The sequence below is a fragment of the Citrobacter portucalensis genome (assembly GCF_023374935.1).
Taxonomy (GTDB): Bacteria; Pseudomonadota; Gammaproteobacteria; order Enterobacterales; family Enterobacteriaceae; genus Citrobacter; species Citrobacter portucalensis.
The window spans coordinates 94,251-117,817 of the sequence record NZ_CP092467.1 but is presented as its reverse complement, the minus strand read 5'-3'; the positions used below and the strand labels follow the sequence as shown (position 1 = coordinate 117,817).

Below are 23,567 nucleotides of genomic sequence, written 5' to 3'. Positions count from 1 at the left end.
GTCAAAGAGCTGTCACGAGAACACCGTTAGCTTAGCGTACGATTTTTTCCGAATTCTGCGGTTCCCCCCTGTAGGGCAAGCAGTTGCGTGACACCTGCGAACACGAAAAGAATGTTCAGTGCCCACCACGGATGGTGATGCGCAAAAGCCAGGCTGAATACAGGCTGGGTTATGACGGCCCATCTCCACAGACGGTTTGCCCTCACCTGGAGCCGTTCCGGTGTGCGCTGCACGTTCATCGCCCAGATAAGCGTGAACAGGGGGAAGGCCATCCGGCCAGCCGCATACAAAAGCTGGTTGCCGGGCGTCAGGAACAGGGTGTTGATGTGGTCGGCCAGCATGGCGATCAGTGCCAGCACTTTGACCATATCCAGGGCAGCAGGACTGATCTGCCCTGGTGTCTGAAGGGGTCGAAGAAGGCTGGGAACCGTGTGACTCATTCGGTGTATTCTCCTGACGGCACGCCATCAGCAGCCAGTCCTGAACATGATGCCAGAAAGCCCTGCCTGTCTGTGACGTCACGCGAACCTTTAATTTTTCCAGAATTATGCGTGCCGCAAACTCTGATTTATCCCGCAGCACACGCATGGCGCCTACCACATCCTTATTCTGAACACAAAGACTTAAAATATGAAAATCGTTCATAACCCTTCCCTCCTGACCCTTTAATTATCGGCACAGGAAGGAATAAATTTAGAGTAAATTCAATTTATTCAGTATGTTACCATGAATATCAATGGTCAGTTGTCGTATCAATATTATGTCCATGGCAAATCCCCGCCACCGTTACTGAGGGTATATTCTTCTTGGAGTCAGTTTGGATATCGAAAATTATTGTACTATAAGGACTTCCCCGGCATGTCAAAGCCGGTATTTATGGTTTCTGTCTGCTCTTCAGTAAAAATAAAGGGGAGAGACTGCGGTACTATAAACGGCCATGATGAATCGTCATCGATTCGGGCCCTGATGAAAGACGCGCGCGAGGTTCTTGTTCGTTAAGCGGATACGTATATCCTGTACAATAGCCAGATAGGCCTCACGGGGTCTAACCCTTTATCATCAACGAATTGCAGGTCAGATGGTTATACAGCTTCGAGCTTTAGTTGACTGAGTACAGCCGGAAATCATCACCGTAATGTAGTGATGCCCAACACAGCCGCGCATTTTTGGCGGCGATGGCCACAACAGCCCGCCAGTACCCTCTGCGCTCAACCAACATACAAACCCAACGGCTGAATGAGTCAGTCCTTTTCCCGGCGCCAATAAGCACTGAACGAGCCCCCTGAACCAGAAGCGTTCGCAGATACGAATCACCGGCTTTTGTGATCCTGCCGAGTTTCGACTTTCCCCCGCTGCTGTATTGTGATGGCGTCAGCCCCAGCCAGGCTGCCAGTTGACGTCCATTTTTAAAATCATGTGCATTACCGATACTGGCGACCAGTGCACAGGCCGTTGTGGGACCAACGCCCTTTAGCTCCATCAGCCGCTGACTGCGATGATCTGTTTTGGCTATGTGGGACAAAATTCGGTCATATTCAGTGATGTTAGCTTCAATGCGATCAACGTGTTCCATCAAATCATCAACACATTGCTGAACCTGAAGCGGTAAAGAGCTCTTCTGCACAGAAACCATGTGGCGCAGGGCATCAGCACTTTGTGGCGCGATGACACCGAATTCAGATATCAATCCTCGCAGACGATTATACGTTGCTGTTTTCTCTTCGATAAAACCCTGACGGGTACGATGTAAACACTGCATGGCCTGCTGGCTTTCGTCTTTCACTGGTACGAACCGCATATGCGGACGACGAACAGCTTCACAGATAGCCTGAGCATCAGCTGCATCATTTTTTCCTGATTTTCCGGCCATACGATAAGGCGATACAAACTTAGCAGCCATCAGACGTGGCTCATGACCATACTGCCGAAACAATCTTGCCCAGTAGTGAGCCCCGGAGCATGCTTCCATCCCGATAACACAGGGAGGCAAACTTGCAATTAACTCAGGAAGTGCAGCACGCGATACTTTAGGCTTAACCAGAACAGTTCTACCATTTTGATCAACACCGTGAACAGCAAACACATTTTTAGCAAGATCGATACCGACAGTCGTGATAGTCATAACGAATTCCTCCGGGACGATGTGTACCCCATGATTGCACAAGAGTTAATCAGGAGCATAATCAGGGGAAGTCCCTTCCATTCGTTAAGGTCGTTTTTTGTACTACCAGGCTGCGGTAAGGGAGATTGACCACGTAGACAGGCAGCTGTGAGCGAAGAGCGGAAGTGAGAATTTGTCATGATTACCCTGATGCGGGACTAACATTGGCCTCTGATAATCAATGGAGAGCAGGTCAGGGTGACCAGTTCCATCTGAAAGAGATCGAAATTCACTGGCGTGAAGTGCTGCGCCTGGCAACCTCGATAAAGCAGGGAACCGTGACGAGCCAGCTACCCCAAGCAAAACGGACTTGCCAAAGCACTGAGGAAAATTGGCCGTATTGAACGAACGCTGTATATGCTCGACAGGTTCCGCGATCCGGCACTTCGTCGGCGGGTCCAGGCGGGACTGAATAAAGGAGAAGCCCGTAACGCGCTGGCGCGCGGTATTCCTTCTCCGTCTGGGTGAAATCAAGGATCGTAAACCGGAAAATCAGAGCTACCGCGCCAGCGGACTGACGCTGCTGACGGCAGCTATCTCGTTGTGGAATACCGTCTATATGGAAAGAGCGGTCGATGCCCTGAAGCGTAAAGGGATGAAGATCAACGAGCAACTGCTATCGCATTTGTCCCCGCTAGGCTAGGAACATGTTAAGTGAGAGAACCTCTACAAGTAAGGTTATTAATTGAATGATTTAAAGGGTCCGGCGCCACGGTCATCTCGGTGACGTCTGTCCGGAGACCTTTGAATAGGCCTCGTCACGAGGCCAAAATTATTCAACGGTTGTGAGGGTTGTCCACACCGGAATACCTATTCATACATAAACATCAATAGTATTTTCGAGGTTCTTATCTTCCCTTTTACCTGACTGAGTCTGCGTTTCCTTGTCCTGCTTCTCAGCCTGCTGTTTTAGTAACTGTTGTAATTGAGCAGACAAACTTTGAATTTGCTTTTGTATGATAGCCACCATCTCTTTCTTCTGATCTGTTGTCATACCATCTTCTGACGACACCTTACCAAGTTTTTCTGTAAGTGACTGTATCTTCTTTAAAATTTGTGATATCTGAGATGATTCACTATTAGCTGAACTGTTAGAACTTTTTATACTTGTATTAGTTTGTATTGATATAGACATAGAACCTCCATGGTAAATATATAGGTGTATCGGCATATACGCAGATATACTTTAGAATTCTTATGATTTATTTTTTCATTTTTTTCAGGCTGTTATATAGACTGGCTTGTTGCGGTTCAGTTTAACGTATTACCAGACATGATTTTGAACGCGCTGGACAGCGTGGTGAGTGAATATCTTTTGGCTGAAGGCCGGAAAGTACATACTCTTTTTGTGTTTACACAATTTGTAGTTACGATAATCCATCCTCACGGCTGTTCCCTGGGCACGGTCATACCTAACCTATTTAGATTAAGTATTAAAAGATCAATTTCTTACAGTACTTTTAAGGGACAACTTCAAATCTCTGAATATATCATTATCAGTATTTCAGTTAATAATACCTTCAAATAAAAAAAACGGCCCGGTGACATCCCCTGGACCGCTTCAATACACTGTCTGATGTTATATATTCACCAGTTCGCAAATATCATACCAGTTTAAGGTTTAGATAGCTATGTTGCGTTATCATTACGCAATGTAACATAAGTGTTTCGGGTGCTGCTAATCGTTATTCTTTGGGACTAAATACTACGCTATACTGGGCAGGGAAATACAAGAGTTATCGGGGAAATTGCTGGGTAATTGATGAAAAAGAAGACCATTCCTCACGGGGGAAGAATGGTCGAATATTTGTGTCCTGGTTCTGTGTACGTCAGGGTTCCAGTAGGATAGCGTCTATTATCATGAACAAAACGACAAATAAGGGGGTTAATTTGCCTCATTTTTGTTAAGTAATTGTCTATATGAATTTTTACTCTGTTTCTATCCGTAAAATGGTCAGTGACAGACATCAGACAATCATATCCTTTTATATCACTGACGTTACAGACTGGACTTGATATCATCTAAATCTTTCGGATTGCTACGATAGGAAAATGCAAGCACATTTGAGAATGATACTGGTTTGGTAAACCACCGCTTGGAATCCGATATGAAGGCATCCAGCCAGGAGTTGACGCCCTCGACACGGCTTGCAGATCAATAACTTCATCAGTCAGGGTGGCTCTGGTTTCCGATATAATACAAACCAGCGAGGCATAACGGCGAACATCCGTGAATTTTGCCAGGTCCCGGCTACTCATTTTCCTGCCTTCGCGTGCGAGTTTCAGGAGCCGGTTCTGATGCACGGAAAGCGTAATACCGTCAGGCAGTGCCAGCGACTCTATCGCATTTAACCTGTCGATATGTTGCAGGACATTTTTGCCGTTTATTTTTCCCGGAGGCTGAAGCAACCAGGCCAGTCGTGAAGGTTGTTCACCCTCAGATACCAGCAGGCGGTCCAGTGCCGCTTTTTGCCCCGGTTCAAGCTGCTCGGTCAGCGCAGAAAAAACCGCTCTGTCAGCAAGCGTTGTTGCTTCAGCAAGGGTTCGTTCGATCACCTCAACAGAGGGGAAAATAATCTTATTACTGTGGAGCCAGGAGAGCATTTCTTCCGCAAGTAAAAAACCTCTGTCTGTCCGCATGGCGTGGGGATAAAGGTGGCGAATACAGTTTTTTTGCAGCGCCCGGCTGAAGGGAGATAATTCAAGGTAGCGGTAGAGTTCAGCCAGATGTTCCCAGCGGGTGACCTCTCTTGATGCATACTCTGCCCACAGATCAGGCTGAAGTTTCAAATGAGCCGCAAGCCGGGAAACAACCCCGTAGTGAGGGGACTCATTATTGTCGGGTGGAAATCCTGGTCCTCGCAAATAACAAAGTAAAACAGCAAAACCCAGGCGGTTAGCTGGCCTGCGATGTTTATTAATAAGCGCGAGGTCATGTTCGTTCAAAAAGCACATGCGCGTCAGAAGAACGTCATCATCCGGCACAACCAACAAGCGTTCTTTTTCTTCACTACTGAGTATTTGTCTCCGTGGCATAAATGCCTCCCCTGCATATAGTTCATTTAAGTTATCACTTTGCACTGACCGAAATCGGTCGGTTTCGTACACCACTTACAGCACATGTCCGAAACTTAGTGAAATTAATTTCGGACACACGTTATAATTCGGACATCCATTTCGTACGGAAAGTTTCCCATGTCACGTGTTTTTGCCTACTGCAGGGTCTCAACTCTGGAACAGACCACAGAAAACCAGCGTCGTGAAATTGAAGCGGCGGGTTTTGCCATCAGATCCCAACGACTTATTGAGGAGCATATCAGTGGCTCGGTTGCTGCCAGCGAACGCCCCGGATTTATCCGGTTGCTAGATCGCATGGAAAATGGGGATGTACTGATTGTCACCAAACTTGACCGTCTGGGTCGTAATGCGATGGATATCCGAAAAACAGTAGAGCAACTGGCGGCTTTAGATATTCGCGTTCATTGTCTCGCACTCGGAGGCGTTGACTTGACCAGTCCGGCCGGAAAAATGACTATGCAGGTAATTTCTGCTGTAGCGGAGTTTGAGCGGGATTTGCTGCTTGAGCGAACGTATTCAGGTATTGCGAGGGCAAAAGCGGCTGGAAAACGCTTCGGTCGCCCCCCCATCCTGAGCGAGGAACAAAAGCAAACAGTGACAGAGCGCCTAAATGCTGGCATCAGTATCAGTGCTATTGCCCGGGAATTTAATACCACCCGCCAGACTATCCTTCGGGTAAAGGCTGGATTGCTGCAAGAGTGAGCGGCTGGGAAGATTATAAAAAAAATCAAATGGTTATTATGAAATAAAACAGCCTGCTGGGTTCTTTTCCCCCTATTTTTTATTAAAGAGTAGACAAAAGAGGTTCGCGATATTAATCTACCAACTAGATGGTTGGTACTGATTACACCAGCTATACCTTTTATCAAGAAATTACAGGAGCCATTATGTCTACTACCGTTAAACCTTCTGCAGACGCAGCTGCGATCCACAATACCCGTGAAGCAGTTCGCAGCCAGCCTGGCCTGGGTAACCTGACTTTCCAGATGAAAGCCCGTTCCAGCGGCGGATTAACCGTTCGCACAGAGACCGGCGCCACAATCCAGAACGGCGTTATCGATACCTGCCGTGTGGGGAAATTTTCTAATATCGGTGATGAACCCGCAGGTTTACTCGGCACCGATACCGGCATGAGCCCGACTGAATACATCATGCAGGCGCTGGCTGGCTGTTATACCGCCACCCTTACCATGATGGCTGCTGAAAAAGGGATCGACCTGGACGGTATCGAGCTGGATCTTAATTTCGATATCAACCTCAACGGCTTCCTTGGGCTGGACAGCAACGTGCGTAAAGGTGCGAAATCTATTCGCGTCGATGTTCACCTTACGAGCAAGACCGCCAGTCGCGAGGAGTTAGAAGCGCTGGTCAGCGAAATGCAAAAGAATTCGCCAATCCACGATACTCTGGCTAATCCGGTTGAAATGATTACACGCCTGGCGTGATGTCAGAGATGTAATGCTGCCATTCAGAATGCAGGATGGCAGTGACGTTCAGCTCTGCACGATACTGAGTCAGTGATACAACTTGCTACGGAAAAATAGCAACAATATAATCTATCAACTAGTAGATTATATGGAGTAATTATGACAACCATGACACGGGAACGGCTGCTCAGCGAAGCAGAACACCTGATGCGCGAAAAAGGGTATTCAGCATTCAGCTATGCTGATTTATCAAAAATAGTGGGTATCACCAAGGCCAGTATTCATCACCATTTCCCGACCAAAGATATTCTGGGTGAGCAGGTGGTAATACAGGCGTTCTCTGATACACAACGCGTATTTGAGCAGATAGAGGCGACTGAGAAAAGCGCGGAGAGAAGAATTGCGGCTTACATCGATATCTTCGCGCAAAGCCATAAAGCTTCGCTACTGCCACTGTGTTGTGCGTTGTCAGCAGAGACCGCCAATCTGCCTCAGGCAATTACTGTACAGACATCACTTTATTTCGATATGCAAATCGAGTGGCTCACAAAAGTCGTCAGGGCGGGCATGGAGTCAGGTGAGTTTTCATCCCATGCCGAACCATCAGATATTGCTTTGATGATCATTAATGTCTGTGAAGGCTCAAGCGTAGTGGCGCATGCAACGGCCAGACCCGAAGTCTTCGCCAACAGCCTTAAGTATATAAAACTGCTTCTTAATACCCCTCATTCAGGAGAATGACACTATGCTGGACTGGAACAACTATCGCTCAGAGTTAATGCAACGTTTAGGCGAGTTGGGCAAACTGACCCCCGAGACCATGAAAGGCGTGGTTGCCCTGGGCAACGCAGGTAACAAAACTGACCTTTTGGGCGCAAAAGTGCGTGAACTCATTGCCCTGGCGTGCGCAGTCACAACCCGCTGCGACGGCTGTATTGCTTTTCACGCCGACGCAGCTGTGAAAGCCGGTGCAACCGACGCTGAAATTGCTGAAGCGCTGGGCGTGGCGATTAACCTCAACGCTGGCGCGGCGGTCATTTATTCAGCCCGCACTCTGGATGCCGTCGGTCAGGCACGCGGTTAAGCATTAATAAATTCCACGTTAAAAGGGCATTACTGCCCTTTTTTTATGTCCGCAATAGCCTGAGCATATACCGATGCAGGTTTCACACCCGGTATGCGTTTAACTAATTGCCCTTCATGAAATATCAGCACAGACGGCAGCCCCCAGATCTCGTATTTGGTTGTCAGCACCGGCGCCTGATCTACATTGACTTTCCCCACCTGAATATCTCTATCGAGCCGGTCTGCAAACTGACTGAACATTTCTTCGCTGGCCTGACAGGGCGGACACCAGGGTGCAGAGAAACGTACCACCGATATTCCTTTGTACTGCTCTATCTGGCGGAAATTATCTTCGTTATAAGCTGTTAATGTACGCATGGTGATGACCTCGCAAAATGAGTGACAATTCAGAAATGGCTGCGTTATGACAAAAAAATACGACACAGCCATTGACCTACCTACTAGATGGTTGGTATATTGCCACCCATCAGATGTTTATGCAACTCCAGTGCGCGACGTCCAGTCGATGATACTGCCGGGCTGTGCAAATCCCTGCCGGGATACTCCTTTTTGTTTTTTGTGAGGTATACGATGAGTAAGCTTTTCACCCCCTACAATCTGTCTGGCCTGGCGTTAAAAAACCGTGTAGTCATGGCACCGATGACCCGCACCCGCACCATGAATGACGTGCCGGATGAGGTCGTGGCTTTGTACTATGCACAGCGTGCTTCTGCTGGCCTGCTCATCACCGAAGGGATGCCGGTTTCAGAAGAAGGCCGGGGTTACCTTTATACCCCTGGTATCTACAACGACGAACACGTCCAGGGCTGGCGTAAGGTGACACAAGCGGTTCACGCCAAAGGTGGCCGTATTTTCGCGCAGCTCTGGCACGTCGGCCGTATGTCTCACGTCTCTCTTCAGCCAGGCCACATAGCGCCGGTTTCAGCGGGCACCGTTCAGGCGGTCAATACCACCGTTTTTGCGCTGACCGAATCCGGAGAACCGGGCCCGGTTGTACCAAGCCAGCCACGCGCGCTGGAAACGCATGAAGTTAAACGCATCACTGCAGACTTCGTGCACTCCGCACGCCTGGCGATGGAAGCCGGCTTTGACGGCGTGGAAATCATGGCGGCAAACGGATTCATCTTTGACCAGTTCCTCAGTAGCGAACTGAACACCCGCACCGACGAATACGGCGGCTCGGTGGAAAATCGTCAGCGTTTCCTGCTGGAGACCATTGACGCCGTGGCGGAAGCCGTGGGTAACAGCCACGTTGCCGTGCGCCTGTCACCGTTCGGCCGCATTTATGACCTCGCGCCGTATGAAGGTGAAGAGCAAACCTGGTCAGCCATCACCGACGCGCTCGGTCAGCGGGAACTGGCCTACGTACACCTTTACTATCAGCCGGTGTACACCAAAGCGCCACTTCCGGAAGGCTTCCGCCGCCGTTTTCGCAACACGTTTAAAGGCACCATCATCGCTGCCGGCGGTTTTACCCGTGATATCGCAGAGCAGGCTCTGGAAGATGATGAGCTGGATCTGGTGGCATTTGGTGTGCCCTACATCGCTAACCCGGATCTGGTTGAAAGAATGCAAAACGGCTGGCCACTGGCAGAAAGTGACCGCGCCACCTACTACGGCGTCAGTGGTTCCCCGGAAAAAGGCTATACCGATTACCCGGTCTGGCAGGCGCAATAAATCCCATACGGTCGCGGTTCTCTGATAAGTGAGATCCGACCGCCCAACGTCTTTGAGGAATCATTATGCAAACGCTGAAACCCACCCTTACCATCGATATCTGGTCAGATTTGGTCTGCCCGTGGTGCTGGATTGCTAAAAAAAGATTTGAACAGGGTCTGAATCGCTTTGAATTTCGCGACCAGGTGGTGATCCGCCATCACAGCTACCGTCTGGCCGGTGGTACTCCCGCGATGCCTTTTAAGGATGCCATCGTTAAAAAGCTGGGCAGTCAGCATTCAGCGGAGCTGATGATGAATCAGGTGGGCACCGCCGGTAAATCTGAAGGTCTGATCTACAACTTCGACGGCATGATGTTTGGTGATACAGAAGATGCACACACCCTGCTGGTTGCCGCGCGTAAGGCCGGAATTGCGGACGCGGTGGAAGAACGTTTTTATCATGGCAGTATCACCGAAGGTCGCTCTCTCTTTGACCGTCAGCAGCTCGTTGCCATGGCCGTAGAAGCCGGTATGCCGAAAGCTGACGCTGAAGCCGCCCTGGAAAATGACGATTTTCGCGCCACCGTTTCCGACGATGAAGCCCACGCACAGTCTATTGGCCTCAGCGGCGTTCCGGTTTTTGTGATGAACGAAAAATATGCCATCAGCGGGGCTCAGGCAGCAGATAACTTTTTGAATGCCCTGCGTCAGGTCTGGGATGAACAGCAAACCGAATTTTCAGCCACTGCGGGTCAGACCTGCGGAACGGATGGCTGCAGTATTTAATCCGTCAACCGCCGGCAGTTTCACGCTGCCGGCAACGTCTTACCCACCAGTAATGGAGTCAGAAAATGAACACTTTTTTCAAAGGTAAAAAACTGCTCGTCGTCGGCGGTACCAGCGGCATGGGCCTGGCCGTGGCACGCATGGTACTGGAAGCGGGCGGCAGTGTCGTGCTGACCGGGAATAAAAAAGACAAAGCCGAAGCGGTGCAAAAAGAACTGAGCCCTCTGGGACCGGTTGCGGTCATCGCGGCGAACCTGATGACCGAAGAAGGTATGGAAACTATCCGTCAGGAAATTAATGCTCACCATCGCGATATCAGCCTGATGGTGAATGCCGCCGGTATCTTCATGCCCAAAGGATTTACCGAGCACAGCTTTGCCGATTATGACATGTATCTTTCGCTGAACCGAGCCACGTTCTTTATTACACAGGATGTCGTGAAGAACATGCTCGCCGCGAAGCTCGAAGGGTCTATCGTCAACGTCGGTTCGATTGGTGCTCAGGCTGCACTGGGTGACTCGCCGGCCTCGGCCTATTCAATGGCAAAAGCGGGTCTGCATGCCCTGACGCGTAATCTGGCGATTGAGCTGGCCAGCGCGGGTATTCGTGTCAACGCGGTGTCTCCCGGGATTGTTCATACGCCGATATACGAAGGCTTCATGGACAAAGCGGATATCGCAGATGCTATGAAGTCGCTGAACGATTTCCACCCGCTGGGACGCGTCGGAACTGCCGAAGATGTGGCAAACACTATTCTCTTCCTGTTGTCTGACAAAACCTCATGGGTGACGGGCGCTATCTGGGATGTCGATGCGGGCATCATGGCGGTCAGACGATAACCCCGTGACGCTGGCATAAGCCGCCCCTTAAGGGCGGCATTTTTTTGTCGCCAGACATGTCATCAGCAGGCTTCACTAAGAATATTCACGACCTGTTCATCCGTGCCTTTTGTGTTCCCGGCACAGGGTGTTATGCCGGGTTCTGACGACATCCTGACAGGACAAAACGGCCAGAGAGAAAGGGGTTATACACGATGAGGAGCCGGTAACGGAGAGTGATTCCCCTTTAAATAATCCGTGGATCACCATCGCAAACTGTACGGCACCAAAAAGTAACAGCGCACCTGCCCCGGTATCGAGATGGATATAGGCGACAGAGAAGAGCACTGCGTACACCATGAGGTAAAATCCGCTCAGCGGACGCCACAGCGATAATGTAGTTTTTGCGTGATAAAACAAGAAAGGTGACAGGACGAGTGCACCACTGGCCAGCCTGAGGCTGCTGAATGAAAGGGGATCAATGTGGCCTCCCTGCAGGGCCAGACGGCACAGAATAGAGTTTGCAGCAAACGCCAGCATTGCCAGGGATATTTTAAGAATGAGCGCGCAATTGGCCATTCAGTGAGACCTCATAAAATTCTTGTAAGCTACCATCTAGTTGGTAGCATAGCGTAAGTGATCACCGAACAGGAAGCAATAATCAGCTTTCAAACTGGAAGGTGAGGACAGGCATTCGGAATGAATTCTGTTTCACATCCCCAGTAGAGGAAGGAAAACGCGTAATGCCAGATGCAGAGCAGAAGATTATTTTTCCCTGCGATCAAACATATGAAATCAGTTTAAGACCTGGAATATCCTATGAAAAAACTAAAATTTACGTTCAAAAATGCGGCTGGTGAAGAACTGGCCGGATTGCTTGAACTTCCTGAAAATCCTAAAGCGTTTGCGCTGTTAGCTCATTGTTTTACGTGTGGCAAAGACCTCAAAGGCGCGGCGCGTATTGCGCGGAAACTGACAGAGAATGCTATCGCCGTTCTCCGGTTTGATTTTACTGGTCTGGGAAACAGCGAAGGGGATTTTTCCAACACCAACTTCTCATCCAATATTTCGGATCTGCTTTGCGCGGTAGATTATCTCCGCCGACAGTACGAAGCGCCTTCTTTGCTCATCGGCCATAGCCTGGGGGGATCGGCCATTCTGTCTATTGCCGGCGAAGTTCCTGAGGCAAAGGCCGTTGTCACCATAGGATCACCCGGAGAACTGACACACGTAAAACGTCTTTTTAAGGATGATGTTGAAAACATTAACCAGCATGGAGCCTATCCCGTTGAGCTGGCCGGGCGGGTATTTACCTTAAAGAAACAGATGCTGGACAATATTCAGGAACACAAAATCGCTCATAAGGTGTTCGCCATGAACAAGCCTCTGCTTATTTTTCATGCGACTGAAGATGATACTGTGTTAATTGAGCAGGCCGAAAAAATATTCAAAGCAGCAAAGCATCCCAAGAGTTTCATTTCGTTGGGTAAGGCGGATCACCTTCTGACTCATGCTCAGGATGCTGAATACGTTGCCGATATCATTATATCGTGGAGCGAATGTTACCTATAAACAGAGTAAATGCGTTCAAACTCGTAGCGCAGAGGGCGATTTTCTGCAGAGATCGGACGCTGTTTATGCTGGACTGATTTTGCGATAAAGGCTTAGGCCGATGCATACAGGCGGGGCTGAATAAGGGTGAGGCCCTTGGGCGAGCATCCTTCATGCACCGGCTGAATGAAATCAGGGATCTGGGGGTGGGAGGATCAGTGTTACCACGCCACCGGCGCTGACACTACATACGGCGGCGATAACACTCTGGAATACGGTTTATATAGAATGAACCATTGAGCCGCTTAAGCAAAAAGGAGTCCCTGTTAATGAACTGCTGGTCTCTCATCCTTCTCCACTGCTGTACAAAATATAGTCTTAGCGTGGGATAATTAATGAGATGGTCACTCCCTCCTTCCCGGTACTATGCTGAGGACAGGCTTTCATTCGGAGAACTATCATGGAAAACATTGCGCTCATTGGTATCGATCTGGGTAAAAACTCTTTCCATATTCATTGCCAGGATCGTCGCGGGAAGGCTGTTTACCGTAAAAAATTTACCCGGCCAAAGTTGATCGAATTTTTGGCGACATGCCCCGCTACAACCATCGCAATGGAAGCCTGTGGCGGTTCTCACTTTATGGCACGCAAGTTGGAAGAGTTGGGGCATTCCCCAAAGCTGATATCACCACAATTTGTCCGCCCGTTCGTTAAAAGCAATAAAAACGACTTTGTCGACGCCGAAGCTATTTGTGAAGCTGCATCGCGTCCGTCTATGCGTTTTGTGCAGCCCAGAACGGAATCTCAGCAGGCAATGCGGGCTCTGCATCGTGTCCGTGAATCCCTGGTTCAGGATAAGGTAAAAACAACCAATCAAATGCATGCTTTTCTGCTGGAATTTGGCATTAGCGTTCCCCGAGGAGCTGCCGTTATTAGCCGACTGAGTACCATTCTTGAGGATAATAGTTTGCCTCTTTACCTCAGCCAGTTATTGCTGAAATTACAACAGCATTATCACTATCTTGTTGAGCAGATTAAAGATTTGGAATCCCAGTTGAAACGAAAGTTGGACGAAGATGAGGTTGGACAGCGCTTGCTGAGCATTCCCTGCGTCGGAACACTGACAGCGAGTACTATTTCAACTGAGATTGGCGACGGGAGGCAGTACAGCACGGGAGGTAGGACGACATTGCTGGGAATTAGTAAGCGAGGTAATAAAAAGATCCGAACTTTGTTGGTTCAATGTGCCAGGGTATTCATACAAAAACTGGAACACCAGTCTGGCAAATTGGCCGATTGGGTCAGGGATTTACTGTGCCGGAAAAGCAACTTTGTCGTCACTTGTGCTCTGGCAAACAAGCTGGCCAGAATAGCCTGGGCCCTAACGGCACGACAGCAAACTTATGTAGCATAACGGCAGAAATACACCGGTTTAAAGAATTACTGATCTGGTTTTGCGAATACTGATATTGATGATACTAACGGCCCACCGGCCTGTTGAGGAACCTGTAAAACGGAAAGGCTCATTGAAGCCGTATATTTTCTGGAGGTTCATCAGGCGCGGAACTCATCAAGGCGCGGGAATAAAATCCCATTCAGACGCCGGATAGATTCAAGCAAGCCAACTTGTCGTCAAAATCGGTGTTGCAAAAACGGGAGTGACCATAGATTCCGTTTTCCAAGCGGCCCCCTTCCTCAGTGGAACGAAAACTCACGCTAACAGGGTAGTGACCGGGTAGCCACGATAACTGCCAACAAAATTAGCTTATAGGTTAATTCTACCTTGTCTGAAATTAGCCTATAGGTTAATATTAATAGAAATGGGAGGTCACATGTTTAGCGTTGTTTATCACCCGGAAGCCAGGGAAGAAGCCACAGCATTACCCGTAAAAATCAGGGTGAAGTTTGACCGTCTCATCGGCAAACTGGAGTATGACGCCCGATTACTGCGGGAGCCGGACACGAAGCCCCTGGGCGATGGACTTTTTGAGATCCGCACGATGGGGACGGACATAGCCAGGGGAATCTGGGTATACCACAAAGGCAATACCATCATCATGCTCCGTGTTTTCATCAAGAAGTCACAGAAAACGCCAGCGAAAGAAATCGATCTCGCCAAAAAGCGGTTAGCGGAGGTACTTAATGAAACTGGTAAGCCATAAAGAACTGCATAACGAGTGGATGCAGGACGATGAATATCGCGCTGCATGGCAGGAAGAAGAACGTAAGGAAAAGCTCAGGGAGCTGCTTGCTGAATGGCGCAAGCATGACAACCTGACAAAAGCGCAGGTTGCTGAACGCATGGGGGTTACACCTCCGGTTATTTCTCGCCTGGAAAACAACATCACCAAAGCCAGCATCGACACACTGACCCGCTACGCTCACGCCTGCGGCATCAAGAAACCTGTCATTGCCCTGTACTGAATAGCCAGCCCTCCGGGGCTGGCCTTTTTGTTTCGGTCAGTCCCAAAATTTTGTTAAAGCAAGTTTAAAATGTCACCTGTTTCTCCAAAGTTGAAATGTCACTTCTAAGCCAATCTATTTATACATAATCTTTACATCTTTCCCCGGTGACAAAGTGCTAATTGGTCTGTAATGTTCAATGTGTGGCAGGCAAGCCGCCGGTGACTTAGGGAAGGTGCGAACAAGTTCCTGATATGAGATCATCATATTCATCCGGAGCGCATCCCAGAGGGACATCATGAGCCATCAACTCACCTTCGCCGATAGTGAATTCAGCACTAAGCGCCGTCAGACCCGAAAAGAGATTTTCCTCTCCCGCATGGAGCAGATTCTGCCATGGCAGAATATGACCGCTGTCATCGAGCCGTTTTATCCCAAGGCGGGCAATGGCCGACGGCCCTATCCGCTGGAGACCATGCTGCGTATTCACTGCATGCAGCATTGGTACAACCTGAGCGACGGTGCCATGGAAGATGCCCTGTACGAAATCGCCTCCATGCGCCTGTTTGCCCGATTATCCCTGGATAGCGCCCTGCCGGATCGCACCACCATCATGAATTTCCGCCACCTGCTCGAGCAGCATCAACTGGCCCGTCAATTGTTCAAGACCATCAATCGCTGGCTGGCCGAAGCAGGCGTCATGATGACCCAAGGCACTTTGGTGGATGCCACCATCATTGAGGCACCCAGCTCGACCAAGAACAATGAGCAGCAACGCGATCCGGAGATGCATCAGACCAAGAAAGGCAATCAGTGGCACTTTGGCATGAAGGCCCACATTGGTGTCGATGCCAAGAGTGGCCTGACCCACAGCCTGGTCACCACCGCGGCCAACGAGCATGACCTCAATCAGCTGGGTAATCTGCTTCATGGAGAGGAGCAATTTGTCTCAGCCGATGCCGGCTACCAAGGAGCGCCACAGCGCGAGGAGCTGGCCGAGGTGGATGTGGACTGGCTGATCGCCGAGCGTCCCGGCAGGGTAAAAACCTTGAAGCAGCATCCGCGCAAGAACAAAACGGCCATCAACATCGAATACATGAAAGCCAGCATCCGTGCCAGGGTGGAGCACCCGTTTCGCATCATCAAGCGGCAGTTCGGCTTCGTGAAAGCCAGATACAAGGGGCTGCTGAAAAACGATAACCAACTGGCGATGTTATTCACCCTGGCCAACCTGTTTCGGGTGGACCAAATGATACGTCAGTGGGAGAGATCTCAGTAAAAACCGGAAATAACGCCAGAAATGGTGGAAAAAATAGCCTAAATAGGCTGATTCGATGTGTTTGCGGGAAAAAAATCGGCCCAGATCCGCGAAATTTTAATCAGCGAGTCAGCTTGGGAAGAAATGACCTGCTTATTCGCACCTTCCCTAACTAAGGCGACGGCATAAGGAAACCGCAGACAGAACTGAGTGTGGTCCTGAAAATGGCCCTGAATGACAAACCGGTGTTTTGGGATCACCCTGCACACCTTGGTTCAGGGGAGGGGGCATCATTCCTAAATATTGTTTCTGAATGGAGAATTGCAGATCAGAACAAATGCGCTCATGTACCTTGTTTGTTGACGGTGTTTCCTACATGCAGCATTCCGCCGATCATATCGCGAAATGTCATTGCGAAATCAGCATCCCGTGAATTTTCATCTGCTTCAATATCGGACAAGATGCCATAGGTCAGAGATAACAGTAACCTGGCCGCCTTTCTGTTATTGATATTATTGCCGATCTCCCCTTTGGCCTGCGCATCGTTGAAACGTGCAACGAGGAAATCTGTGATGGTTTGGTATTTGCTTTTGAGCATGTCCGCGACCTGAGGATTTCGCATCCCCTCCGCCATTATTTCCATAACTAACGCGCGTTGAGCGCAATCTTCATGTGTGACGTCAATCATAGAGTCCACCAGATAATCTACCAGGCCAACGCCTTCGAGTGGATGACGAAAGCGGGTTAAGGCTCTTTCCTGATCTTCAAGGATTATGGCCTGAATCAAGGCCTCTTTTGACACGAAGTGGTGATACAAGGTTCCAGGACTCATGTCGCTGGCCTTGCAGATGGTTTTCATTGACGTGTTATGAAAACCATTTTCTGCAAAGCACTCTCTTGCGGCATTCAGGATCCTGGTACGCGTTGACATTCCGGATAATTTTTTACCCATTGAGGTTGCTCGATTCTTCTTCGAAAACAACAGTGTAACCGGTGAGTAGATTGACGCCTACCGGCAAATTAACTTTTTTTGGTCAACCAATAATTTATGTTGCGTAGCCTTTCCGAAGTGAGAAACATATGCAAGGAAAAACTAGAATGAACGTTTGGTTGGGTATTTTTCAATCTATGTCAATTGATGGTTTTATGTATGTGTGATTGGTGTCGCATAAGCTACATTGCAAATTTTAATTTTATGACATTCTCTTCAGTTCTTTGTGGTGTGGATTCTCCGCAGTGATTCATCCGTGATAACAATGCGGTCTATGAACTGGTTAACTTGTACATTTTTTGGTTGACCAATCACCACAAAGAAAAGGAGAGTTGTGATGTTACGTCCTGTTGAAACTTCAACCCGAGAAATCAAGAAACTAGATGGTCTGTGGTCATTCTGTCTGGATACTGCTGATTGCGGCATGGCACAGCAATGGTGGAAGCGCCCGCTTTCTCAAAGTCGTGCGATTGCAGTACCTGGTAGCTTTAACGATCAGTTCGCCGATGCTGATATTCGCAATTACGTTGGGAACGTCTGGTATCAGCGGCAGGTATTTATTCCGAATGGGTGGGGTAACCAACGTATTGTTCTACGGTTTGACGCGGTCACGCATTATGGAAAGGTCTGGGTTAACGATAACTTTTTGATGGAACATCAGGGTGGGTATACCCCTTTTGAGGCTGATATTAGCCATCTTGTTTCACCGGGTGAAAATGTCCAGGTCACAGTCTGTGTGAATAACGAACTCAGCTGGCAGACGATTCCTCCGGGAATAGTGACATGTGATGATAATGGTAAGAAGCAACAATCCTATTTCCATGATTTCTTTAACTATGCCGGCATTCATCGCAGTGTCATGCTCTATACCACTCCACGCTCTTTCGTTGAAGATATCACTGTGGTGACCCATGTCAGTGACAATGGTGAAGAGGCCACCATTTGTTGGCAAGTTACGGGCAAGGGAAATATTGCTGTTGAATTACGTGATTCGGAACAGCAACTTGTCGCTTCAGGGCAAGGGGCTGAGGGCCAGTTACGATTGACTTCCCCATGCCTGTGGCAGCCTGGTGAAGGATATCTATATAATTTTAATGTGGTTTTGTCTGATTCGGCAGAGCGTGATGAATACCCGCTGCGCGTGGGGATCCGTTCAGTTGAAGTGAAGGGAGAACAGTTTCTGATTAACAACAAACCTTTTTATTTCACTGGGTTTGGGCGTCATGAAGATGCCGACTTACGAGGGAAAGGATTTGATAACGTCCTGATGGTCCACGACCATGCGCTAATGGAATGGATTGGTGCGAACTCATATCGAACATCACATTATCCCTATGCTGAGGAGATGCTCGACTGGGCGGATGAACAGGGCATTGTCATAATCGATGAGACAGCTGCAGTCGGCTTTAACCTGTCTCTGGGCATTGGCTTTGATGCGTGCGAAAAACCGACGTCATTGTACGGCGATGACGCAATTAATGATCGGACCCAACTGGCGCACCTTCAGGCTATTCGGGAACTCATCGCACGCGATAAAAACCATCCAAGCGTTGTCATGTGGAGTATTGCCAATGAACCGGATACACGTCCTGAAGGGGCCAGGGAATACTTTGAGCCTCTGGCGATTTCGACACGCGAGCTCGATCCGACCCGACCTATTACCTGTGTCAATGTGATGTTCTGTGATGCTGAAAGCGATACGATCACCGATCTTTTCGATGTGGTTTGCCTTAACCGCTACTACGGATGGTATTTACAAAGCGGCGATCTTGAGAAAGCTGAACGTGTGCTGGAAAAAGAGCTGCTGGCATGGCAGGACAAACTTCACCGCCCCATCATTATTACCGAATATGGTGTTGATACCATGGCCGGACTGCATTCGATGTACACCGATATGTGGAGCGAAGAGTTTCAGTGCGCGTGGCTCGATATGTACCATCGTGTTTTCGATCGGGTTAGCGCCGTGGTGGGTGAGCAGGTCTGGAATTTCGCTGATTTTTCTACTTCACAAGGAATTATGCGTGTTGGTGGCAACCGCAAAGGGATTTTTACCCGCGATAGAAAACCGAAATCCGCTGCTTTCCTGCTGAAAAAACGCTGGACTACCATGGCATTTGGCGAGAAACCTCAGCAGGGAGAGTCATTATGAGCCAGCAGCTCTCCTGGCGCGCCATCATCGGCTATAGCCTGGGTGATGTCGCTAATAATTTTGCCTTCGCTATGGGTGCATTATTTCTTCTGAGCTACTACACCGACGTCGCAGGCGTCGGTGCCGCAGCCGCAGGAACGATGCTGCTGCTGGTGCGCGTTTTTGACGCCTTTGCTGATGTCTCGGCGGGGCGTATTGTTGACAGCGTTAATACGCGTTGGGGAAAATTCCGTCCTTTCCTGCTTTTCGGCTCAGCACCTTTAATGGCTTTCAGCGTTTTGGTGTTTTGTGTCCCCGCAGAGTGGAGTCACAGTAGCAAAGTTATTTACGCGTATATTACTTATATGGGACTGGGGATTTGCTATAGCCTTGTGAATATCCCTTATGGCTCACTTGCAACGGCCATGACCCAACAGCCGCAATCACGTGCCCGGCTTGGTGCTGCGCGCAGCATCGCGGCCTCACTCACCTTTGTTTGCCTGGCGTTTCTCATTGGGCCACGGATTAGTGGTGCCAGTCCGACTGAGATGCAGGATGTTTATCTCTTCTGGACTATTATCCTGGCAGTTGCAGGTACTGTGTTGTATTTCGTCTGTTTTAAATCGACCAAAGAAAATGTCGTGCGTATCGTGGCGCAGCCTTCGATGAAGATAAGTTTACAGACGGTAAAGCAAAATCGACCCTTGATTATGCTGTGTGCTGGGGCACTGTGTTTACTTATCTCGACCTTTGCGGTCAGTGCATCTTCATTATTTTATGTTCGTTATGTTTTAAATGATGCTGGACTTTTCTCGGTGATGGTATTGGTTCAGATGTTGATAGGAACTGTTGCCTCGGCTCCTATGGTTCCGCGATTGGTCACTCGAGTTGGGAAAAAGAACACCTTCCTGATTGGCTCGTTGCTTGGAACTAGCGGTTATTTATTGTTTTTTTATATGTCGGCTCATTCCGTTCCTGTTGCGCTCACCGCACTGGCCATCGCTTCTGTTGGTCAGGGAATATCGATGACGGTGATGTGGGCACTCGAGGCGGATACTGTTGAGTATGGCGAGTATCTGACAGGTGTGCGGATTGAGGGGTTAACCTACTCACTGTTTTCCTTTACTCGCAAGTGTGGTCAGGCCATCGGTGGTTCAATCCCGGCATTTATTCTGGGACTCAGCGGATATATTGCTAATCAGGCACAAACGCCAGAAGTCATTATGGGTATCCGGATTTCGATTGCGCTGGTACCTTGTGGCTTCTTATTATTAGCATTTATTATTATGTGGTTTTATCCGCTAACAGATCAGAAATTCAAAGAAATTATTTTAGAGATTGATACTCGTAAAAAAACGCAACAAAAACTGATCGACGACTTTAAAAAATAAGGCCCTGTAGTTTTATTATAAAACAATTACAAACCCAAAGGTTAAACGATGAATAAAATAACACGTTTAACGGCTATTGCTATAGCCGTGGCCTCGGTGTGTACCTCTGTGTTAGCGGAACAAATCTCTGACGATGAAGCAGCATTAAGATTTAGATTAAAAAATGAGTTGCGCAGGGCTGACAAACCCAGCGCCGGAACTGGGAAGAATATATATGCCTGGGTGCAGGGAGGGCTTGTTGATTTTAATAGTGGTTATTACTCTCAATTTATAGGGGTAGAGGGTGGTGCCTATTACGTTTATAAACTTGGTGCCCGAGATAATATGAGTACGCGCTGGTACTTAGATGACCATGAAAGTTTTGGCTATGCACTTGGCGCTCTAAAAATAAAAGCTGGTGACAATGTTAGATTGAAAATAGGGCGTTTTGGAACGGATTATAGTTACGGGAGTTTACCGTGGCGAATCCCCCTTATCGGTGGCAGTTCACAGCGTACGTTACCTACAGTTTCCGAAGGCGCTTTAGGTTATTTCGCTCCGACAGAGAATTTTGAGCTTTGGGCAATGTGGCGCACAAGAGTATTTCAATGGACCGACTCGGCAACCGGTATTCGTGATGAAGGTGTATATAACAGTAAGACCGGAAAATACGATAAACATCGAACTCGCTCATTTTTAACCGCCAGCTGGCATGATGATCGTAGCCGTTATTCACTGGGGGGCTCAGTACAGAGAGATGTCTCTCACCAGCTGCAGAGCATTATTGAACAAACAATTCCGTTGTCGTCGGGATATGCCCTGAAGGGCGAGCTATTGGGTTTCTATGCCGGACTTGATGGGTTGAGCCGCTCGTCCAGCCAGCCGAATGAGACTGCATTGGTCAGCGGTCAGTTGACCTGGAGTGCGCCGTGGGGAAGTCTTTTCGCTAGCGGTGGATATCTCCGCCATTCGATGAATGGTGCGGTGGTTGATACAGATATTGGCTATCCCTTCTCACTCAGCCTCGATCGCAACCGCGAAGGGATGCAGTCCTGGCAGATGGGGGCCAACTATCGACTGACACCGCAGCTGACTTTAACACTGGCACCAGTTGTCACCCGTGGCTACGAATCCAGTCAGCGAGATGTACAAATTGAAGGTATGGGGCTGCTCAGTGCGGTTAACTATCGGGTTGCCGAGGGGCCACTCAGCGGGATGAATATATTCCTTGCCGCCGATAAGGGCCGTGAAAAGCGCGACGGCAGTTCGCTAGGTGACAGGCTTAATTACTGGGATGTGAAGATGAGCATCCAGTATGACTTTATGCTGCGGTGATGCTAACGGGAGGGGGCATTTTCACTACGACATCGGATGGCTTCAGAATAGCTGGGGTGTTGTGACTTTCGGTAGTTGCTTAACTTGTTCATCAGCACCTGCCTGAGTATGGCCTTGAGACTCCAGACGAAGCATGTGCGATGAAGAACGGATTGGCATTTATTAAAAAATTAATTGGTCGACCAATAGGTTGGCTTGTTTGGCGGGTTGTTTGACTGTATGACTCGTCCCCCCTAAACATGGCTATAGCCTGTTTGAGCTGTATAAAACAGCGATCTCATCGTAAGAGAGGAGTTGAAATATGAAACAAACCTGGCGTTGGTATGGCCCTAATGACCCGGTAACGCTTGCCGATGTACGTCAGGCTGGCGCAAGTGGCGTGGTAACCGCATTACACCATATCCCGAATGGGCTGGTTTGGTCTGTTGAAGAGATTCTGGAGCGTAAAACTATTGTCGAAGAGGCGGGGCTCGAGTGGTCTGTGGTCGAGAGCGTGCCGATTCATGAGGATATCAAAACCCACAGTGGTCAATACGATCTGTGGATAAACAATTATCAACAGACGCTGCGTAACCTGGCACAATGCGGGATCTACACCGTTTGCTACAACTTCATGCCTGTACTGGACTGGACTCGCACTGATCTTGAATATGTTTTGCCGGATGGTTCAAAAGCGTTGCGTTTTGACCAGATAGAGTTCGCAGTGTTTGAATTACACCTTTTACAACGCCAGGGGGCAGAAACTGATTACACAGCAGAAGAGATAGAGCTGGCCAATCAGCGCTTCGCTGCCATGAGTGAAGAAGATAAAGCACGCCTGACTCGCAATATAATTGCTGGTCTTCCGGGAGCAGAAGAGGGCTATACGCTAGATCAGTTCCGCGCCCATCTGGCGACTTATCAAAATATTGATAAAGCAAAATTGCGTGACAACTTTGCGTATTTCCTCAAAGCCATCGTTCCGGTTGCCGAAGCGACCGGCGTTCGTATGGCGGTACACCCTGATGACCCGCCGCGCCCGATCCTGGGTCTACCGCGTATAGTCTCCACCATTGAAGATATGCAGTGGATGGTGGAGACCGTCAACAGCATGGCGAATGGTTTCACCATGTGTACCGGCTCTTACGGCGTCCGTGCGGATAACGATTTGGTCGGTATGATTCAACTGTTCGGCCCACGTATTTACTTCACGCATTTACGCTCAACATTGCGTGAAGATAACCCAAAAACGTTCCATGAAGCGGCGCATCTGTATGGTGATGTGGACATGTATGCCGTGGTGAAGGCCATCGTCGAGGAAGAGTATCGCCGTAAAGCCGAAGGCTACGAGGATCTGATCCCTATGCGTCCTGACCATGGGCATCAGATGCTGGACGATTTGAAAAAGAAAACAAATCCGGGCTACTCGGCAATTGGCCGTCTGAAAGGGTTGGCTGAAGTACGAGGAGTCGAACTGGCGATTCAGCGCGCCTTCTTCAGTCATTAAGTTTCCGCCGGTGGCGTCACCGGCCATTCAG

General features: G+C 49.0%; 20 protein-coding genes and 5 pseudogenes. 18 read left to right on the top strand and 7 right to left on the bottom strand.

Annotated elements, in window-relative coordinates; all coding sequences use genetic code 11:
- Positions 1-68: 68 nt before the first annotated feature.
- Positions 69-440 (bottom strand): annotated as a pseudogene (locus LY264_RS25285) (TraX family protein); the annotation flags it as partial.
- Positions 441-1,099: 659 nt separating this feature from the next.
- Positions 1,100-2,122: an IS110 family RNA-guided transposase gene (locus LY264_RS25280; RefSeq protein WP_000156887.1), complete on the bottom strand. Its 1,023-nt coding sequence runs from the start codon at positions 2,120-2,122 to the stop codon at positions 1,100-1,102.
- A gap of 239 nt (positions 2,123-2,361) precedes the next feature.
- On the opposite strand from LY264_RS25280, the pseudogene LY264_RS25275 reads away from it, so the two are divergent.
- Positions 2,362-2,801, top strand: a pseudogene (locus LY264_RS25275) (Tn3 family transposase); the annotation flags it as partial.
- Between the two features lie 174 nt (positions 2,802-2,975).
- Here the strand turns inward: LY264_RS25275 and LY264_RS25270 are convergent.
- Both LY264_RS25270 and LY264_RS25265 read right to left on the bottom strand, forming a co-directional pair.
- Positions 2,976-3,296, bottom strand: coding sequence for a FlxA-like family protein (locus tag LY264_RS25270; protein ID WP_049040620.1), 321 nt, complete (start codon positions 3,294-3,296; stop codon positions 2,976-2,978).
- A 1,016-nt stretch (positions 3,297-4,312) separates the two neighbouring features.
- Positions 4,313-5,197: pseudogene (locus tag LY264_RS25265) on the bottom strand (DUF4158 domain-containing protein); the annotation flags it as partial.
- Between the two features lie 159 nt (positions 5,198-5,356).
- On the opposite strand from LY264_RS25265, the gene LY264_RS25260 reads away from it, so the two are divergent.
- The 4 genes from LY264_RS25260 (at position 5,357) to LY264_RS25245 (ending at position 7,750) form a co-directional block, all read left to right on the top strand.
- Positions 5,357-5,941, top strand: a complete 585-nt coding sequence (locus tag LY264_RS25260; RefSeq protein ID WP_012695450.1) for a recombinase family protein — start codon at positions 5,357-5,359, stop codon at positions 5,939-5,941.
- Positions 5,942-6,126: 185 nt separating this feature from the next.
- The gene (locus LY264_RS25255) at positions 6,127-6,684 is read left to right on the top strand and encodes an OsmC family protein (RefSeq protein ID WP_153754014.1); all 558 of its coding nucleotides are present in this window, start codon (positions 6,127-6,129) and stop codon (positions 6,682-6,684) included.
- A gap of 141 nt (positions 6,685-6,825) precedes the next feature.
- On the top strand, positions 6,826-7,407 hold the full coding sequence (locus tag LY264_RS25250) for a TetR/AcrR family transcriptional regulator (RefSeq protein ID WP_000210409.1): 582 nt from the start codon (positions 6,826-6,828) through the stop codon (positions 7,405-7,407).
- Between the two features lie 4 nt (positions 7,408-7,411).
- Positions 7,412-7,750 carry a carboxymuconolactone decarboxylase family protein gene (locus tag LY264_RS25245; protein WP_000888080.1) on the top strand — a complete coding sequence of 113 codons (339 nt, stop codon included), beginning with the start codon at positions 7,412-7,414 and terminating at the stop codon, positions 7,748-7,750.
- Between the two features lie 29 nt (positions 7,751-7,779).
- Here the strand turns inward: LY264_RS25245 and LY264_RS25240 are convergent, their stop codons facing one another.
- Positions 7,780-8,109 (bottom strand): thioredoxin family protein, encoded by a 330-nt coding sequence (locus LY264_RS25240; protein ID WP_002431133.1) that lies wholly within the window; start codon positions 8,107-8,109, stop codon positions 7,780-7,782.
- A 213-nt stretch (positions 8,110-8,322) separates the two neighbouring features.
- Between LY264_RS25240 and LY264_RS25235 the strand changes: the two genes are divergently transcribed.
- From LY264_RS25235 to LY264_RS25225, 3 genes are all read left to right on the top strand, one after another.
- Entirely contained in the window at positions 8,323-9,429 is a 1,107-nt protein-coding gene (locus LY264_RS25235) for an alkene reductase (protein ID WP_006687059.1), read from the top strand.
- Between the two features lie 65 nt (positions 9,430-9,494).
- Positions 9,495-10,196 (top strand): DsbA family oxidoreductase, encoded by a 702-nt coding sequence (locus LY264_RS25230; RefSeq protein ID WP_001194072.1) that lies wholly within the window; start codon positions 9,495-9,497, stop codon positions 10,194-10,196.
- A gap of 65 nt (positions 10,197-10,261) precedes the next feature.
- Complete coding sequence (locus tag LY264_RS25225; protein WP_004729618.1) at positions 10,262-11,035, top strand: SDR family NAD(P)-dependent oxidoreductase; 774 nt, start codon at positions 10,262-10,264, stop codon at positions 11,033-11,035.
- 210 nt (positions 11,036-11,245) lie between these two features.
- Here LY264_RS25225 and LY264_RS25220 read toward each other — a convergent pair.
- Positions 11,246-11,593: pseudogene (locus tag LY264_RS25220) on the bottom strand (EamA family transporter); the annotation flags it as partial.
- A gap of 240 nt (positions 11,594-11,833) precedes the next feature.
- Between LY264_RS25220 and LY264_RS25215 the strand changes: the two are divergent.
- From LY264_RS25215 to LY264_RS25190, 6 genes and pseudogenes are all read left to right on the top strand, one after another.
- On the top strand, positions 11,834-12,586 hold the full coding sequence (locus tag LY264_RS25215) for an alpha/beta hydrolase family protein (protein ID WP_004729622.1): 753 nt from the start codon (positions 11,834-11,836) through the stop codon (positions 12,584-12,586).
- A gap of 26 nt (positions 12,587-12,612) precedes the next feature.
- Positions 12,613-12,926: pseudogene (locus LY264_RS25210) on the top strand (Tn3 family transposase); the annotation flags it as partial.
- Positions 12,927-13,025: 99 nt separating this feature from the next.
- Positions 13,026-13,979 carry an IS110 family RNA-guided transposase gene (locus LY264_RS25205; protein ID WP_022652300.1) on the top strand — a complete coding sequence of 318 codons (954 nt, stop codon included), beginning with the start codon at positions 13,026-13,028 and terminating at the stop codon, positions 13,977-13,979.
- 418 nt (positions 13,980-14,397) lie between these two features.
- A complete protein-coding gene (locus LY264_RS25200; RefSeq protein ID WP_000493286.1) occupies positions 14,398-14,727 on the top strand; it encodes a type II toxin-antitoxin system RelE/ParE family toxin in 330 nt (109 codons plus the stop codon).
- Entirely contained in the window at positions 14,708-14,989 is a 282-nt protein-coding gene (locus LY264_RS25195; RefSeq protein WP_000780222.1) for a helix-turn-helix domain-containing protein, read from the top strand. The genes LY264_RS25200 and LY264_RS25195 overlap by 20 nt, the downstream gene beginning before the upstream one ends.
- Positions 14,990-15,266: 277 nt before the next feature.
- Complete coding sequence (locus LY264_RS25190; RefSeq protein ID WP_016947617.1) at positions 15,267-16,247, top strand: IS5-like element ISKpn26 family transposase; 981 nt, start codon at positions 15,267-15,269, stop codon at positions 16,245-16,247.
- A gap of 322 nt (positions 16,248-16,569) precedes the next feature.
- Here the strand turns inward: LY264_RS25190 and LY264_RS25185 are convergent, their stop codons facing one another.
- Positions 16,570-17,178 (bottom strand): TetR/AcrR family transcriptional regulator, encoded by a 609-nt coding sequence (locus LY264_RS25185; RefSeq protein WP_022652299.1) that lies wholly within the window; start codon positions 17,176-17,178, stop codon positions 16,570-16,572.
- Positions 17,179-17,554: 376 nt separating this feature from the next.
- On the opposite strand from LY264_RS25185, the gene uidA reads away from it, so the two are divergent.
- The 4 genes from uidA (at position 17,555) to uxuA (ending at position 23,536) form a co-directional block, all read left to right on the top strand.
- Positions 17,555-19,366, top strand: coding sequence for a beta-glucuronidase (gene uidA, locus LY264_RS25180; protein WP_022652298.1), 1,812 nt, complete (start codon positions 17,555-17,557; stop codon positions 19,364-19,366).
- Entirely contained in the window at positions 19,363-20,736 is a 1,374-nt protein-coding gene (gene uidB / locus LY264_RS25175) for a glucuronide transporter (RefSeq protein WP_022652297.1), read from the top strand. Before uidA ends, uidB begins: the two co-directional genes overlap by 4 nt.
- A gap of 48 nt (positions 20,737-20,784) precedes the next feature.
- Positions 20,785-22,050 carry a glucuronide uptake porin UidC gene (gene uidC / locus LY264_RS25170; RefSeq protein WP_022652296.1) on the top strand — a complete coding sequence of 422 codons (1,266 nt, stop codon included), beginning with the start codon at positions 20,785-20,787 and terminating at the stop codon, positions 22,048-22,050.
- Between the two features lie 301 nt (positions 22,051-22,351).
- Positions 22,352-23,536 carry a mannonate dehydratase gene (uxuA, locus tag LY264_RS25165; protein ID WP_022652295.1) on the top strand — a complete coding sequence of 395 codons (1,185 nt, stop codon included), beginning with the start codon at positions 22,352-22,354 and terminating at the stop codon, positions 23,534-23,536.
- Positions 23,537-23,567 lie beyond the last annotated feature (31 nt).